Source organism: Bradyrhizobium sp. CCBAU 21365 (assembly GCF_015291305.1).
In the GTDB taxonomy this organism is placed as follows: domain Bacteria; phylum Pseudomonadota; class Alphaproteobacteria; order Rhizobiales; family Xanthobacteraceae; genus Bradyrhizobium; species Bradyrhizobium elkanii.
The window spans coordinates 1,362,197-1,378,947 of sequence record NZ_CP030036.1 but is presented as its reverse complement, the minus strand read 5'-3'; the positions used below and the strand labels follow the sequence as shown (position 1 = coordinate 1,378,947).

General features: G+C 65.0%; 13 protein-coding genes. 3 read left to right on the top strand and 10 right to left on the bottom strand.

The features are described from left to right. Window positions 1-89: 89 nt before the first annotated feature. Both XI02_RS06415 and XI02_RS06410 read left to right on the top strand, forming a co-directional pair. Window positions 90-1,358: an MFS transporter gene (locus XI02_RS06415; protein WP_172648811.1), complete on the top strand. Its 1,269-nt coding sequence runs from the start codon at window positions 90-92 to the stop codon at window positions 1,356-1,358. Continuing rightward, on the top strand, window positions 1,358-2,617 hold the full coding sequence (locus XI02_RS06410; protein WP_172648812.1) for an arsenic transporter: 1,260 nt from the start codon (window positions 1,358-1,360) through the stop codon (window positions 2,615-2,617). The genes XI02_RS06415 and XI02_RS06410 overlap by 1 nt, the downstream gene beginning before the upstream one ends. 312 nt (window positions 2,618-2,929) lie before the next feature. Here XI02_RS06410 and XI02_RS06405 read toward each other — a convergent pair whose 3' ends face one another. The 10 genes from XI02_RS06405 to XI02_RS06360 form a co-directional block, all read right to left on the bottom strand. Beyond that, window positions 2,930-4,282, bottom strand: a complete 1,353-nt coding sequence (locus XI02_RS06405) for an alpha-amylase family protein (RefSeq protein ID WP_246783612.1) — start codon at window positions 4,280-4,282, stop codon at window positions 2,930-2,932. After that, on the bottom strand, window positions 4,263-5,693 hold the full coding sequence (locus tag XI02_RS06400; protein WP_172648813.1) for an MFS transporter: 1,431 nt from the start codon (window positions 5,691-5,693) through the stop codon (window positions 4,263-4,265). Before XI02_RS06400 ends, XI02_RS06405 begins: the two co-directional genes overlap by 20 nt. Window positions 5,694-5,959: 266 nt before the next feature. Continuing rightward, window positions 5,960-7,243, bottom strand: a complete 1,284-nt coding sequence (locus XI02_RS06395) for a 3-hydroxyacyl-CoA dehydrogenase (protein ID WP_172648814.1) — start codon at window positions 7,241-7,243, stop codon at window positions 5,960-5,962. Then, on the bottom strand, window positions 7,240-8,457 hold the full coding sequence (locus XI02_RS06390; RefSeq protein ID WP_172648815.1) for an acetyl-CoA C-acyltransferase: 1,218 nt from the start codon (window positions 8,455-8,457) through the stop codon (window positions 7,240-7,242). The genes XI02_RS06395 and XI02_RS06390 overlap by 4 nt, the downstream gene beginning before the upstream one ends. A gap of 66 nt (window positions 8,458-8,523) precedes the next feature. Continuing rightward, window positions 8,524-9,702: an acyl-CoA dehydrogenase family protein gene (locus XI02_RS06385; RefSeq protein ID WP_172648816.1), complete on the bottom strand. Its 1,179-nt coding sequence runs from the start codon at window positions 9,700-9,702 to the stop codon at window positions 8,524-8,526. Window positions 9,703-9,713: 11 nt separating this feature from the next. Further along, on the bottom strand, window positions 9,714-10,823 hold the full coding sequence (locus XI02_RS06380) for an acyl-CoA dehydrogenase family protein (protein ID WP_172648817.1): 1,110 nt from the start codon (window positions 10,821-10,823) through the stop codon (window positions 9,714-9,716). Continuing rightward, complete coding sequence (locus XI02_RS06375; RefSeq protein ID WP_172648818.1) at window positions 10,820-12,274, bottom strand: CoA-binding protein; 1,455 nt, start codon at window positions 12,272-12,274, stop codon at window positions 10,820-10,822. Before XI02_RS06375 ends, XI02_RS06380 begins: the two co-directional genes overlap by 4 nt. 31 nt (window positions 12,275-12,305) lie before the next feature. Then, entirely contained in the window at window positions 12,306-13,469 is a 1,164-nt protein-coding gene (locus tag XI02_RS06370; RefSeq protein WP_172648819.1) for an acyl-CoA dehydrogenase family protein, read from the bottom strand. Next, a complete protein-coding gene (locus XI02_RS06365; protein WP_172648820.1) occupies window positions 13,466-14,527 on the bottom strand; it encodes an acyl-CoA dehydrogenase family protein in 1,062 nt (353 codons plus the stop codon). Before XI02_RS06365 ends, XI02_RS06370 begins: the two co-directional genes overlap by 4 nt. A 141-nt stretch (window positions 14,528-14,668) precedes the next feature. Further along, window positions 14,669-15,427 (bottom strand): IclR family transcriptional regulator, encoded by a 759-nt coding sequence (locus XI02_RS06360; protein ID WP_172648821.1) that lies wholly within the window; start codon window positions 15,425-15,427, stop codon window positions 14,669-14,671. Between the two features lie 889 nt (window positions 15,428-16,316). On the opposite strand from XI02_RS06360, the gene XI02_RS06355 reads away from it, so the two are divergent. Then, window positions 16,317-16,568 carry a hypothetical protein gene (locus XI02_RS06355; RefSeq protein ID WP_137476731.1) on the top strand — a complete coding sequence of 84 codons (252 nt, stop codon included), beginning with the start codon at window positions 16,317-16,319 and terminating at the stop codon, window positions 16,566-16,568. The last annotated feature ends 183 nt before the right edge of the window (window positions 16,569-16,751 follow it).

The window sequence follows — 16,751 nt, the reverse complement described above, 5'->3', positions numbered from 1 at the left end:
GGAAACAACGTGTCGAATCCAATTGACGAGACTCGTTTGCCGCTCGCGCAGGCCAGCATCTCATTTTGCGTTTCTGAGGAGGAGCACCGATGACCGCACGCAACGCCGGTCGAGAGCGCACGCTTCGCCCGCTGCTCGCGCTGAACTTCTTCATGGCGGACATGCGGGCCGGCATCGGTCCGTTCCTGGGCGTATTTCTCCTCGCTCACGGCTGGCAGAGCGGCTGGATCGGGACGGTGATGACGGCGGGCGGCGTCGCCGGGACGTTGATGACGACGCCGGCCGGGGCGATGATCGACGCCACCCGCAGCAAGAAGCTGTTCGTGATCATCCCCGGCATCTGCACCGTGATCGCCTCCGGCATCGTGCTGCTGTCGCAGGAGTTCTGGCTGGTGGCGGCATCCCAGGTCGCGACCGCGGTCGCGGGCGCCGCGATCGGTCCGGCCGTCGCGGGCATCACGCTCGGCATCGTGCGCCAGGTCGGATTCAACCAGCAGAACGGCCGCAACCAGGCCTTCAACCACGCCGGCAACATGGTCGGTGCGGGCCTTTCCGGATTCGTCGGTTGGATGTACGGCTTCACGGCGGTGTTCTGGCTTGCCGCGCTGTTCGGCATCCTCTCCATCGTCTCCGTGCTGATGATCTCGAGTGCATCGATCGACGACGACGCGGCCCGCGGGTTGGAACGCGAGGGCAAAGACCGCAGGCCGACGACCGGGTTGCAGGTGCTGGTCGAGTCGAAGCCGTTGCTGATCCTTGCCGCGGCGCTGTTGTTCTTCCACCTCGGCAATGCGGCGATGCTTCCGCTGTACGGCCTGGCTGTCGTAGCCGACAAGCAGGCCGACCCCGCGAGCTTTGTCGCCATGACCATCGTCATCGCCCAGGGCACCATGATCCTGACTTCGCTGATTGCGATGCGGATGGCCGAAAAGGAGGGCTACTGGCTGGTCCTGGTGGTGTCGTTCATGGCCTTGCCGATCCGGGGCATTATCGCGGCGTGGCTCTCGAACAGATGGGGCGTTTATCCGGTGCAGGTTCTCGATGGCGTCGGTGCGGGGTTGCAGAGCGTTGCGGTGCCGGGACTCGTTGCGCGGATCCTCGACGGTACAGGACGGATCAACGTCGGTCAGGGCTCCGTCATGACGGTGCAGGGTATCGGCGCGTCACTCAGCCCTGCGATCGGTGGCTGGATCGCGCAGGAGTTCGGATATGGGACGATGTTCCTCATCCTCGGCGGCTTCGCCGCGGTCTCGGTCGCGCTGTGGAGCGCCTTCGCTCCATTGTTGAAGCCCGCTTGTGCGACGACGCCCGGACGCGTATCGGATGGAGTGGCCTCAACCGTCGCGGGTGTCGCCTGATGCTCGCTAACAACGCCGCAACCTGGGGAATCACCGGTCTTGCGACCCTGGCCGTCGTTGCGCGTCCGTGGAATCTGCCAGAATATATTTGGGCGGTGACCGGCGCCGTGTTGCTGATCGCCTTCAACCTGTTGCCATGGCAGGACGCCGTCGCAGCCGCAGCGAAGGGCTCCGACGTCTATTTCTTTCTGATCGGCATGATGCTGCTGGCCGAAGTCGCTCGGAAAGAGGGCCTGTTCGACTGGCTCGCCGAACACGCAGTCAGGCATTCGCGCAATTCGGCGTCCCGGCTGTTCTCGATCGTCTACGCGGTCGGGACGCTGGTCACGATCTTCCTGTCGAACGACGCCACCGCGGTGGTGCTGACACCCGCGGTCTACGCTGCGACCCGCACCGCCAAGGTCGAGCCGCTGCCGTATTTGTTCGGCTGCGCGTTCATCGCCAATGCCGCGAGCTTCGTGCTGCCGATCTCGAATCCGGCAAACCTCGTGTTGTTCGGCGCGCGGATGCCGACGCTGCTGGAGTGGCTGCACTACTTCCTGCTGCCATCGATCGCGGCGATCGCCGCGACCTTCATCATGCTCCGGATCAGTCTGCGGCGCAGCCTGTTGGGTGGCGTCGATGAACGCGACGGAGAGCCCGCGGTCCTGACCAGGAACGCCGCGATCGTTGCCGCCGGCATCGGCGCGACGGCCGTCGTCCTCCTCTCCGCGTCCGCTATCGGCCTTGATCTCGGAGTCCCGACATTCGCCTGCGGTGGAGTGGTGAGCGCGATCGTTCTCCTGCTCGGCCGCAAATCACCGCTCTCGGTCGCGCGGGACGTCTCCTGGTCGGTCCTGCCTCTCGTCGCCGGGCTGTTCATCCTGGTCGAAGGGCTCAATCGGACCGGAGTCCTGCCGGAACTCGCCGAGCAGCTCAAGAGAACCGCCGTATTGTCGCCGCACGGGACGTCGTGGGGCGCCGGCATCATCACGGCGATCTTCTCGAACCTCGTCAACAATCTGCCGATGGGCCTGATCGCGGCGACCACGACGCAAGCTGCACAAGCCTCTCATCACATCACCGGCGCCGTTCTGATCGGCGTCGATCTCGGACCCAACCTTTCGGTGACCGGCTCGCTGGCGACGATCCTGTGGCTGATTGCGCTGCGGCGCGAGGGAGAGCACGTAGATGCGCTTCGCTTTCTGCGGCTCGGCATTCTGGTCATGCCGCCGGCATTGGTGCTTTCGCTGTTGGCACTCTCGCTGATTGCAGCATGAGCGACACGTCTGCACCACGAACGGCCGATCACCGTGCCCGACGATACCAGCTTAATCGCGATACCCGCAAAACGGGGGGACCAAGTGTTCACGCCAAATTTCGCTATTCCCGAACGATGGAAATGAGCGGATGCCCCGCAAGAACGATGACGCGAGCGCCAATTCCAAGTGGATCAGGACCGGCGTCGACTGTCGCACCGCCCGACCGAAATTCGACAATGGCGCGTGAAGCCCGGCCAGGATTTCCTACGTTCTGCCGTGAACGTCGCACCAACCGACGTCGGTATTGGTAATCATCAATGCAGACTGCCGCTAGCCCAGGACAGCCCACCCATGCGGCAGCAGCGTGAGCTCAGTCCTTGCTCCTGCCCTGCGCACCGCAGCTGATCCTGCGAGCCTCTCGACGCCGGAGTCGATCGTGCGTACGACCGCTGCGTCGGCCAGGTTCAGAGCAACCCATAGCCGATTGCCTTCATCGAATGCTTCGAAGACGAGGTCGGAATTGCGAAGCTCGATCACACGGGACTTCGCCCGAAGCAGCCATGGATGTCTCCGCCGTAATCCGATCAGCTCCTGATGTAGCCGGTAGACCGGCCAGCCGAATGGCGCCAGCTCAGCTGGCGCCGCCGGAAAGGCCGGACGAATCGCGTCGTCGCCTCCGGCACGGCGCTCCTTGATCCCGCGGAACGCCTGCTCGTCACCGGCGTAGATCGAGGGCGTGCCGCCACAGGTCATGAGGATGACCAGCGCGTGCGGGAGATGCCGTTCGTCCAGAAGCTGGCTCGCGATCCGCGTGACGTCGTGATTGCCGATGAATGTCTGCGGCACGAACCGGTCGATCAAGGCATTGTGCCGCGCGAGCGCCCATGCGAGCTCATGGAAATTGCGATCGTTCAGGGCGCTCCAGATCGCCTTCCAAAGCTCGTATTGCGTGACGGCATCGACACCGGTTTCGTCGACGAAGCCGGCATAATCGCCGTGGATCACCTCGCCGAAGATGTAGGCGTCCGTATGCTGCGCGCGAACCGCAGGCAGGACACGCTGCCAGAATTGCCGCGGGACAGCGTAGGCCGCGTCGAGGCGCCAACCATCGGCACCGCGATCAAGCCAATGATTCATTACGCGGATAACATAGTCGACGACCACCGGCTCGTCATGGTTCAGCGCTACAAGATGGTGGTGACCTTCGAAGGTCGCGCAATCAGGCTCGCTTCCGTCCGGCGGACAGGTCAAGCGAAACCAGGCGGCATCCGGCAATTGCGGACCGCCGGCGACGGCGCGACGGAAGCGCAGCGATTCGCGGCCGACGTGGTTGAACACGCCATCCAGGAGAATGCGCAGACCGCGGTAATGGGCTGCTGCGATTAATGCATCGAAGTCCGCGTCGTCCCCAAGCCGCCTGTCGATCAGGAGGTGATCGGTGGTGTCGTATCCATGGGTCGATGAGGCAAAGATCGGCCCCAGCAGGATGCCGGATGCGCCGAGCTCCACGACGTAATCCAGCCACCGGACAAGATGGTCCAGGCGATGCACAACGCCCGCACACGCGCCGGCCTCCCGTTCGGCGCCGACGAAGCCGAGCGGATACACATGCCACCAGACGGCGTGCTTGGCCCAATCGCTCACCCGACCATCCCCGCCACGCTCACGCCTCCAGCCGGTCACCACCCTTGACGAACAGCATACCGATCGCGCCGAGGGTCAACAGCACGGCGATCGGCACGAGACCGACGGCCTGGGACTGAAAGCGCGCTGTCAGGATGCCAACCATCATCGGGGCGATCCAGACCGTCGTGCTGGCGGTCAGGCCGAACAGCCCGAAATAGGCGCCGACGCGCATCGGCGGCACGATCTGGATGATCATGGCGCGCCCCGACGCGATCGAGGCCACCGCGAATGCCGTCATCGATCCCGACAGCAGCATGAAGGCGACCTCGGGCAGCGTACGAAAAACCGGGCCGCTCCACAGCGGCGGCGCGGCCGGATCATGCGGCCAGAAGAAGATCATCCGGTCCGGCGTCGTGCCGAGGACCATGACCAGCAGAACGACCGTCATCGATATCTGAACGATGATGGCGCGGCGCGTGCCGAGGCGCACGTTCAGGCTTGCCGCGAGCAAGCCGCCGAGAGCCGCGAAGGCGATCTTGACGACGGCAAAACTCAGCAGTTTGAAACCGTGCCATCCCATAACGCCCGAGGCGTAGATGCCCTCGAAGATGATGAGGGTGTGAAAGCCATCAGCATAGAAGGTCCGTGCGACCAGGAATTTCAGCAGGTTCGGCTGCTGTCGCAGACCGGCGATCAGGGCGAACACGTCCCTTGAACCGAGGCGCACAGCCCTCAGGAATGTCTCGCCGGATGCCGGCGCGTCGATGGTGAAGCGCAGCAGCATGAACAGACCGGCACAGGCCAGCGCCGCGATCAGCGGCCCGATCAAGCGTTCCATCTCGTGGCTTGCCTGCGAGAAGCCGAACAGCGGCTGATCGGGGATGCCGAACCAATGCAACTGCCCGGGGAGCGCAAATCCCCACAGCAGGAACATCATGATGGAAACGGACACGAGATTTGCGACGCCCAGGCTGATGCCCGAGTAGCGGCCAACCCGGGACATCCCGACCGCCGGTCCCAGCATCGCGTTGTGCAGGATCTCCGAATAGACGAACAGCAGATTGAGCGCCATCACGATCACCAGCACGGCGGCGACCGACAGTCCGCTGCGGTCCGGCTTCGCCCACCACAGGCTTACCAGCAACGGCAGCGAAATCAGGATGCAGGCCGTGATCCACGGCTTTCGCGGGCCCATCCGGTCGAGCGAGGCGCCGAGAAACGGCACGGTCACGGCTCCGACCAAACCTGCAACAAAGCCGTATCGCGCAAACAGCGTCTGCCCGAGCACGGGATCGCCGATCATGACTTTGCTGACATAGGGCGCAAAGATGTAGATCTTGAGCAGAACCAGATACGGGATCCGCGTCGCCTCGTAGCCGACCCAGGACCACGCGCTGATCGTCAGGGCACGCGAGCCAGGGCGTACGGTCGCGACGGGTCGCGATACGGCGATAACATCTTCAGACATCCGGAGCGTTTCCCTTGTGGCGTGGCTGCTGCGTCGCGCGCAGCTGTTACGATGGGCTCTTTGCAATCGGGCGCCACGAAGCGGGCGACCAACACCGGCCATTGCAGCGATCCTATCGTCACCGATCGCGATCCGCCTCATCCGCGCGGGACGCACGCGCACTTCCATGGATATGGAAACTGCGGCCGGCGCAGAAAGCGAAAGCCGGCAACGACGCTCGCACCGAATTCGACGCCGGGCTCCCCTGCGACGAAATGCGCCGCCGGTCAGTCGGCATGTCCAGCCGATGCGGCGCTGCGTGCGAGCCGCGGCGACGGTGCGGCATCCGAACCGAACTTGTCGGCATGGAACTGAAGACGCGCGGCGATGCGGCCGATCCCGACGCGTCCCGCCCAGAACATCGGGCCTCCCGTGCGTGCAGGCCAACCGTAGCCATTGAGCCAGACCACATCGATGTCAGACGCGCGCTGCGCGATACCCTCATCGAGGATCCTCATCCCCTCGTCGATCATCGGATAGAGCAGCCGCTCCAGAATCTCATCGTCCGCGACCTGGCGCGAACGATAGCCGCGACTGCTTGCAAACTCGGCAATGAGTGCCTCGACTTCCGGCGACGGCGTTGCGATACGCTCGGCGTCGTAGTCGTAGTAGCCCTTCGACGTCTTCTGTCCGCGGCGGTCTCGTTCACACAACAGATCGCGAATGCTTTCGCCCTTCGAGGTCTCGCGCCGCCAGCCGAGATCGAGGCCTGCCAGATCGCTCATCTGGAACGGTCCCATCGGAAACCCGAATTCGGTCAGCACGCGGTCGACGTCCCACGGCCTTGCCCCTTCGAGAATCAGCCTTTGCGCTTGCGCCTGTCGCCGGCCCAGCATGCGGTTGCCGATGAACCCCGGGCAGACGCCGGAAACGACGGCGATCTTGCCGATACGGCCGGCAAGGTCCATCGCAGTCGCAAGCTGCGACGGTCCGGTCTTCGCCCCGCGCACGATCTCCAGCAACCGCATGACGTTGGCCGGCGAGAAAAAGTGCAGGCCGATCACCGCCTCGGGCCGGCGCGTCTCCAGGGCAATCGCGTCGATGTCGAGCCGGCTGGTGTTCGACGCTAGGATGGCGCCCGGCCTGGCGATTGCATCGAGCTTGCGAAACACATCCTTCTTGACCGCCATATTCTCGAACACGGCCTCAATGATGAGATCGCTGTCGGCGAGCTCGTCGATGACAAGGCTCGGCGTCAGCAATGCCAGTGCGCGCTCGACGTCTTCCGCGGCGAGGCGGCCGCGGCTGGCCGCGCGCTGGTAGTTTCGGCGGATCGTGGCGATGCCCCGCTCCAGCGCGGCCTGGTCACGCTCGACGATCGTCACGGGAATCCCGATCGACAGAAAGTTCATGGCGATGCCGCCGCCCATCGTGCCGGCGCCGAGGATACCGACGCGTTTGATCGGGATCCGCGGCGTATCGGCACTCACACCATCGATCCGTGCCGCGTCGCGCTCGGCGGTGAGGATGTGCTGCTGCACCTCCGACAGATCGGCCTCACGTTTGCTCATGCAGTCCCTCCAGGAAAGATCTCGAACAGGCCGGCGGCACCGATGCCGCCTGCGCAGCACATCGTCACCACGCCATAGCGGGCCTTGCGGCGCCTCCCCTCGTGCAGCAGATGCCCGACGCAGCGCGCCCCCGTCATGCCATAAGGGTGACCGATCGCGATCGCACCGCCCGAGACGTTGAGCCGCTCGTCAGGAATGCCGAGCCGGTCGCGGCAATACAGCAGCTGCGACGCGAACGCCTCGTTCAGCTCCCAGAGATCGATATCGTCGATTCGCAGTCCGTTGCGCTCCAGCAGCTTGGGTACCGCGAAGACCGGGCCGATGCCCATCTCCTCCGGCGCACAGCCGGCAACCGCCATGCCGCGATAGGCTCCGAGCGGCTCGAGGCCGCGCCGCTCCGCTTCCGCAGCTTCCATCAGCAGCACCGCCGCGGCGCCGTCAGACAATTGCGAGGCGTTTCCGGCGGTGACAAATCGCCCCTGCTTGACAAAGCGCCCGCCGGCGAACACGGGCTTGAGCTTCGCGAGATCCTCAAGGGTGGTCTGTGGACGATTGCCCTCGTCCCGCGTCAGCGTAACCTCCCTGACGGAGGTTTCGCCGCCGGCGTGATCCGTGACCGTCATCTCGCTCTTGAACGGCACGATTTCCCGATCGAAGCGGCCTTCGGCCTGCGCTATCGCGGTCCGCTGCTGCGACCGCAGGGCATACTCGTCCTGCGCCTCGCGGCTGATGCCGTAACGCTCCGCGACGAGCTCAGCGGTCTCGATCATCGAGCTCGTGAGGCCCGTCGCATGGCGGAGGATCCAATCGTCCCACGCCCGGTAGCGATTGACCTTGTCGTTCTGCACCAGGCTGATCGATTCCAGGCCGCCTCCGATCGCGACCGGCGCACCGTCATTGATGATGTATTTCGCGGCGGTCGCGATTGCCATCAGACCGGACGAGCATTTGCGATCGATCGACATTGCGGCGACACTGTCAGGAAATCCGGCGCGCAGCGCGGCGTGACGGGCGACGTTGTTGCCGGAGGTTCCCTGCTGCTGGGCGGCGCCCATCACCACGTCGTCGACCTCGGCTGGATCGAGCCCGGCGCGCTGAACGACCGCGCGAATGACGTGGCCGCCCAGCGTCGGCGCCGTCGTATTGTTGAACGCGCCTCGATAGGCCTTGCCGATCGGCGTCCGCGCCGTCGAAACGATCACAGCTTCACGCATCAAACTCCTCCTGTCCGGAAATTTCCGTCGATCGAGCGCGCCAGGCTTTGGCCTTTCGTGCTGCGCTCAACTGAGCTCGGCCGACGAATAACCGAGGATGGCACGCGCGATGACGAGCCGTTGAATCTGGCCGGTGCCCTCATAGATGTCGGTGATGCGGCCATCGCGCAGGAATTGCTCGACCGGATGATCATGGCTGAGGCTTATAGCCCCCAACAGCTCCATCGCGCGTTGCGGACCGCTGCGGCAGAGTTCGCCGCCCTTGGCCTTTGCGATTGATGCCTCGAGGTTGTTGGGTTCGCCGCGTGCGGCGAGCCAGGCTGCGCGCAGCACCGTCAGCGTCGCGGCCTCGATGTCGGCCTCGAGCTCCAGCAGCGTCTGCTCCGTCGATCTCCGATCGTGTGGCCCCTTGTCCCAGTCGACCGCGATCCCTTCCGCGGCCAGATGATCCCGCGCATAGCGGAAAGCGCCGAGCGCCTTTCCGATCCCGCCAGCGGCGACGGTCGGACGGGTGATGTTGAACGTCCTGAGGACGCCCTTGTAGGAGGCGGAGCCCTCGTCCGCGCCTTGCGGCACGTGCTCGTCGCCACCGATCAGATGGTCGCGCGGAATGCGACAATCACGAAACGCGTAGGCCGCGGTATCGCTGCTGCGAATTCCGAGCTTCTTCTCCTTGCGAACCAGCTCGAACCCGGGCGTGCCCTTCAGCACCAGAAACGACTTGATGCCGCCGCGACCGGCGGCCTTGTTGACGGTTGCCCAGACGATCGTGCCGTGGCACCGCACGCCGTTGGTGACGAAGATCTTGTCACCATTCAGCACCCACTCGTCGCCGTCGAGCACGGCGGTCGTCTGGATCGCCTTGGTATCGGATCCGGCGCCGGGCTCGGTGATCGACATCGCCAGCATCAGATGCCCCCACCGCTTCTGCTGGGCGGGCGTGCCGGCCGCACCCAGCGCCGCATTCCCCAGCGCCGATGGCGCCTGGCGCAACGGCACGCCGTTGTGCGCTTCGCGCTCGATCTTGATCAGCATCTGCATGATCACGGATGGCGTGTCGTCGCCCGGACGGCGCCGCATCCGCTCAAGCAGCGAGGGGAACGCCGCGGCCTCGGCAAACGCCTTGGGCAGGATTTCATCCTCGTGCGTGTCGTAGTGGCGCGCGTATTTCTCGCTCGCCTTTGCCTCTTCGGCTACTCCCGAAAGAATTTCCCGATCGCTGTCCGAAAGCGTGAAGTCCACCATGCTCTGCTCCTTCATGCCGCCGCGAGCGCGCCGTGGATGGTCAGCATCCGCGCGTTACGCAGCCACATCTCGAGCGGAAGATCGCGGATATAGCCGTGGCCGCCGAATATCTGCAGCCCGTCGTCGGCGATCTTGATCGCGCGGCGGTTGACGTAGTTCTGCGCAAGGACCGCCATTTTTGAAACATCGACTCCCCGGTCGAACGCGGCAGCGGCCTTCCAGACCAGCCAGCGCATGGCGTCGCACTCGATATGCATGTCGGCGAGCATGAAGGCGATCGACTGCTTCTTCGCGATCGGCTCGCCGAATGCAACGCGTTCCCTGGCGTACGGAATCGCGAAATCGGTGACCGCGCGCGCCAGCCCCACGGCGAGCGCCGCACCACCGATACGCAGGCTGGCCAGCAGGGGGCGGATATCCGCGCCACCGCCCTCGCCGAGGATCGCGTCAGCCGGAAGCAACACGCCGGCCAGTTCGACCCGGGCAAAGCGCATCGGCGTGAGCCCGATGGTGCCGCTCTCGCGGGCAATCGTGACGCCCTCGGCACGCGGAGCGACGATGAAGGCCCTGATCCCGTCGATGCCCGGCGCGTCGGATGCCCGCGCGAGCACCAGCATGTCCTCGGCTTCCTCGCCGAGAGGGACCAGCCGCTTGACGCCGGTGACCCGCCAGCCGTCCCGATCGCGTTCGGCCCGGGTGACGATCCGCGACGGATCGAATGCAAACGAATCCTCGTGCAGTGCGAGCGTGGCCACGCGGCGGAGGCTCCCGCAGAATTTTGGCAGGTCACGTTTCTTCTGTGCGTCCGACCCGAGGTCGATCAGCGGGTTGACGAACAGCGACGACGCAACGGCGGTGCCGCCGAGCCCGGTGCATCCGGTGCCCATCGCTTCCAGCATCAACGCGCCGGTCAGCGCCGAGCGCGGCGCGCCGCTGCCACCATAGGCCTCCGGAATCGCGAGAGAAACCAGCCCCAGGGACCACGCTTCGTCGAGCACATCGGCCGACGCGACACACGCTTCGTCGGCTTGCCGTGCCCGCGGCGCCAGCTCGTTCTTCGCGAACGCGACGAGCATGTCGCGGATCTGGCTTTGCTCGTCTGTGATAGCAAAGCTGATCATGATGCGATGGCTCCGCGGTCGAATGCACGCGCATGGTCGTGGCGGATTGGGCTCAGTGCTCGCATCGCGACGACGACGTCCCGGGTCCGCTCGAACACTGCAAACCCCGCAGCCGAGAGCGCTTCGCGTGCGAAGGACGACAGCAAGGTGTAGCTGTAGATCAGGACCGGCTTCGACCGGCGCGCGCGGAGCGCGCTGAGCGCCTCCACGTCGAGCGAGACGCTGCGTTCGTTCGACAGGGACAGAGCCAGCACGACGGAATCGACTTCCTCGCCGTCAAGCAGCAGCTCGAGCGACTGAAGTACGCCACCAGTGAAGATGCCTTGCGCGGTGACGTCGACGGGGTTCGCGGCGGAGCCATAGGAGGGGAACGTCGGCCGAAGCCGTGCCTGCAGCTTCTGATCCAATAGGGGAACGTTGAACCCTGCTTCCGTCAGGCACTCGCTCAGCACGGTTCCAGCGCCCCCCGCCGTCGTGACAATGCCGACGCGACGCCCGGCGGCAACCGGATTGGTCAAGCATCCGAGCGCTGCCGCAACCGCATCGTCGGGATCGGTGACCGCGATCACGCCGGCGGCGGCGAACATCGCGTCAAAATCCGCAGCCACACCGGTATCGCTTGCAGTGTGCGCGATAGCCGCACGGCGGCCAGCGTCGGACCGGCCGATCTTGATCACGATCACCGGCTTGCCCACCGCACGCGCCTTATCCGCCGCGACGGCGAAGCGCTCGAAGTCGCGGACCTCCTCAAGGTACGCAACGATGGCGGCGCAGCCAGAATCGCCGGCAAAATGCGCAATGAAGTCGACCGCGGTAAGGTCGCACTCATTGCCCGTCGTGACGACATGGCCGATCTCGAGGCCGGCGGCGCGTCCGCGACTGAGCAGCGAGAAGCCGAGGCCCCCGCTCTGCGCCACGATCGCCACGCGGCCTGCAGCCGCGTCTTGTGCCGGGCCGCGATGCAAGGGCTCCGCCGCCGAGCTGAACGTCGCCGCGATGCGACCGCGGACGTTGTAGAATCCCTCGCAGTTCGGACCGCAGATGCGGATCCCGGTGCGTCGCGCGATGTCCGACAGCCGCAACTGCCGTTCGGCCTTCGCCGCGCTTTCTTCGGCAAAGCCCGAGGAAATGACGATCGCCCAGCGAACCCCGGCTGCGGCGCATTGTTCGACGACGTCGCAGACCAGCTCCGCCGGGAGCGCAATGATGGCGAGGTCGATCGGGAACTCGACCGCGGCAATCGCGGGGTAGCAGGCCAAGCCGTTGACCTCGCGGTAACTCGGATTGATCGGTGCAATCGGCCCGGTGAAGCCGGCGCGGCGCAGCATCAGCAGCAACAGGCCGCGGATCGAGCGCTGTTCGGCGGGAGCGGCGCCGATGACGGCGATCGAGCGCGGTGCAAGAAAGGCGGCAATCGACGCCGCGTCCAATGGGCGGAGGATTTTGTTCAAGGGACCATCCATGCAAATGTTTCGGATCGCGTCAGCGCGGCAGTGCGACGAGGTTCCTCGCCATGATGATGCGCTGGATCTGTCCGGTGCCCTCGACGATGTTCAGCGCCTTCGCGTCGCGAAACAGCTTCTCGACGAGGTGATGACCGGCACCTGCCTCAAGCCCGACGATCTCCATGCCTGCACTGGCGAGATCCTGGGCGGTCTCCGCGGCAAACACCTTGGCCATCGAGGCGTCCACGACGTTGGGAATTCTGTTGTCGGCTTTCCAGGCCGCTCGCAGCGTCATGAGCCAGGCCGCGCGCAGTTGCCGGTACATCATCTCCAGCCGATCGCGCACCCGTGTCGACCGGAACGCGCCTGACTGCTTGGCGAAATTCAAGGCCTCGTCATAGGCGGAGCGCGCCAGGCCGACGGCACTCGCCGCAACGCCAACGCGCGTCGTGTTGAGCGTCCCCATCGTCGCGCCGTAGGCGCTCGATTTCGAGGAGAGGTCAGGTCGCTCGCCGCCCAGGATGTTGTCGTGCGGCACCTCGCAGTCCTCGAGGATGAACGAGACCGACTCATAGGCGCGGAGCCCCATCTTCTTCTCGATCTTGATTCCGGTCATGCCGCGGTTGCCGCGCTCGACAAAGAATGATCGTTGGCCGGCCCGGCCCTTGTCGGGATCGAGATTGGCCTGCACCAGCACCCAGTCGGCACGCGCGGCATTGCCGATGAAGCATTTGGCACCATTGAGCAGATAGCCGCGGTCGGTCCGCGTCGCGCGGGTGCGGAACGCTGCCGTGTCCGAGCCTCCGCTCGGCTCCGTCAGCGCGAAGCTGCCCCAGCGCGGGATGCCAGTGCCGCGGAACGGCCCAAGGAAGCGCTCGCGCTGCTCTGGCGTTCCGGCGGCCGTCACGATCGGCGCCGGCAGTCCCGGCCCTGGCGCGGCGACACCCATGCCGCGATCCCAGTAGGCATTCTCCTCATTGATCGCTGCCATTCGGACGGCGGGACCTTCAGGCACCGCGCCGTCTTCGATCGGCGCGGGATGCGTCTTTCGGAAGGCGACATACCCAGCGAAATACCGATGATTGGGCGGCAACGGCGCGCCGTTACGATCGGCCTCCAATCCGGCCGGCCGGACCTCGCGCTGCCCCCACTCCCGGACTTGTTCGATATACGCATTGAGCGCGGCGCTGAAATTGTTCACGCGGCGATCCTCTCCGAGATTGTGGCCGCAAGCGCCGCGCCAGCCTGCTCGCGCGCGGCATCGTATCCACCCGCCAGCAGGCCGAGCGCACGACAGTCCCGCATCGCTTTCTCGACAGGGAAATCACGCATGAAGCCGTGGCCGCCGAGGATCTGAACGCCATTCGGGCCGACGAAGCGGCTGGCCTCGATGGCATCGACGAAGACCGCCGCCGCCGCACCGAAGGCGCGACCTTCACCAGCGTCGATCGCGAGAGCCGCGTCTTCGATCAGAAGTCCCAGCCGCTCGACGGCGACGTACATATCGACGATCAGGAATGCGAGCGCCTGATGATGGGCAATCGGCTTGCCGAACGCGACACGGTCGAGCGCATAGCTGCGCGAAAACCCCGCCGCATCGGACAGGACGCCCCAGATCAACGACGCGTAGTAGACCCTGATTCTGGCCAGCGCCTGCGCCGCACACACCGGATCGTGCCAGGTGAAGGTCGGCGTGCCCTCGAACCGAACGCTGCTTGCGCCTGCGGCGTGCAGGGCCGCGCCATGGACGGGCTCGAATGCAAAGCCTTCCTTCAACACCCATGCGCCCTGTGGACCAAGACCGACAAGCACGTCCGCCCCGGCCGCAGGCGTCCAGGCCACCTGGCCGGCGACGCACGCACCCGCAACATCCCCGGCGCCAGGATCCATCACCAGGGCGAAGCGAACATCCGACTGCGCGAGGTCGGGCGCGAGCGACTTCAGAATCTCGACGCCGCCGAAGGCCTCGATCACGTAGATCGCCGGCGCGAACCGGTCCAGCGCAAGCGCGGCGCCGGCGTCGGCTTCAGCGAGCAAACGGTTGATCCTCGCACGAGCGAGCAGACCGAGCCCGGCACCGCCGGCGTCGTCGGCGATATCCAGCGCCGCGAAGCCCAGCGCGGCGAAGCGCTCTTGCACACTTTCGCTGACCGCACGAGCCGCCTCGAACTCGCGAAGACGGGGCCGCAGTTCGTCAGCCGCGAAGCGCCCGATCGTCTCGGCGATGATCTCGTCGCCTTCTCCTTGCGCAAAGTCCACGCCGCCTGTCCTCCCGAGCGATTGCGCCGGGCGATGTGCAAACCGGCTCGTCATTCGCCGGCAAGTTAGATCGGGGAGGATGCGGCTCGCAATGCGCTACATGGATATGTCGGTCACTTCCATATCCATGGAAGTGCGAGATCAGGCTTTTGCGTTCTTCGGCAAGAACCGACGGATCGCCCCGAGCAGTGCCGCGACGTTCTGATCGAGATGCCGCTCGAGGCGGTACACCGGCCCGCCGAGCGCGATGACGAAGCTGCGGGTGAACGGCGCTTGCGGCAGCGGCATTGCAATCACGCCGATGCCCTCACTGTAGAGGCCGCGGGAGAAGAAGTAGCCCTGCTTGCGGATGCGCGCGACGTTCGTCATCACGTCCTTCAGCGCCACGCGGTGGCTGCGCACGGGCTCCGCATGATTGCTGCGGTAGACAAGCGTGTCGATCTCCTCGTCCGACTTGCTGCTGAGCAAGGTCAGACCGACGCCGCAGCGCGCCAGCGGGCGCAGCGACCCCGGCTCGGCCGAATAGGCCAGTGCCTGGTTCGAGCGCAGCACATGCACATATTGCGCGCTGATGTCGCTCTGGGTTCCCACGATCACCGTTTCGCGGGTGCGCTCGCGCAACTCCTCCATCAGCGGCAGCATCCTGATCTCGCCGAACAACTGCTCCGACACCCATCGCCCCAATACCGCGATCCGCATGGTCGGCAGATAGGTCTGCGTCTTGCGGTCGTACTCCAGATAGCCCAGCGTCACGAGACTCTTCAGCATCGCCGCGCCGCTTGAGACGGGGTAGCGGAGTTCATCGCAGATCGTCTTGAGGCCGAGCGGGCGACGCGCGCTATCAAAGAATTCCATGATCTCGAACACGCGCCGTGCCGACTTGATTGCGGCATCCGCCATCGGAACTCTCCAGGCATGGTTTCTGCGTATGTGGAAAGACGTTCCATATACGCATTCACAAACCGGCGCCACTCCGTTGACGCCTCGGCACGGCCGCCACACGCGATCGCGGTAACAAATGCAAGTCGAGAGTTTGGTAGAGGAGCGATCGGACAAATCCGGGAGAGCCGTGTCGGCAGGGGATACAGGCCGGACGCCGGTTCACGAGGTTTGCCGAAGGCATGTGTCGAGCCGGCTGGCGCGAGTAGTGGAGAAGAAAGAGTATTGTAGTGAAAAGCTTGCGAGGGCTGCGCGTTAGGGTCAGCGCACCTTCAATGCAACGGCCACTCCCGGAGAGCCCAGCTCCGGTCGAGCTTCGCGCCACGTCGAACGGCGTCCGGAATCATCGATCGGTCCAGGCCCACGGACGGCAAACGGATCGCTACTTACAACCACCACACCTCACTGATTCAAGATCGGCAGCCGATCCTAGGCTGGCCGGCTCGGCAGCGCGTCGTTATCCGACAGCACATCCGCGGTAATCAAATTACCGGCCATCGCGCGGACCACGCCTGACGTCTTCGGCAATGGCGCGGCCGCCGGACGGGACGTACCGGCCATATTTTGGCCATAGCGCATTTCTTAAACGCACGCGCGGGCCATGCCCCGCCTTCGTTTTGCGTCGCCTGACCGATGCGGTCGCTTCGCAAGCCAATCGCAGATCACCGCTGCGCTTTCCCCACAACATGGATGGTCTGCCAACAGCAAGAAGGACTTTGTAATGCGTAAACTTCTAGCCGCTGTGGCGGTTCTCTTGGCGTTCGCTTCAACTGCCGAAGCCCGCGGCCGTCACCATCATCATCGGCACTCTGCACATTCCGGTCGCCCCGCTGCGTGGTGCGGGTGGTTCATGCGCACCCAGGTCGGCAGCGATCCCGGTCCGCAATTCAATCTGGCCCGATCCTGGGCGCGCTACGGCACCAATGCCGGCGGCCCTTCGGTCGGCGCGATCGTGGTTTGGCGTCACCACGTCGGCAAGATCGTGGGTCACGAAAACGGCCAGTGGATCGTGCAGAGCGGCAACGACGGGCATGCCGTGCGCACGCGGCCGCGCTCGCTGGCTGGCGCCATCGCATTTCGAAATGCTTATGCTTCGTTCTAAAGCGCGATGAGATGGGGTCGAATCGTCATCGCGCTTTAGCTTCTTGTTTGAGCATGATCTCCGCGCAAACGCTGCGCGTTTGTCGCGAGGGAAACCGCTGCGCACTTTTCCGGATCATGCTTGGGGAACCTCGACGCTTCCGTTGACATGCGAGCTTGCGATGCCCGGCGGTATACGAACCGT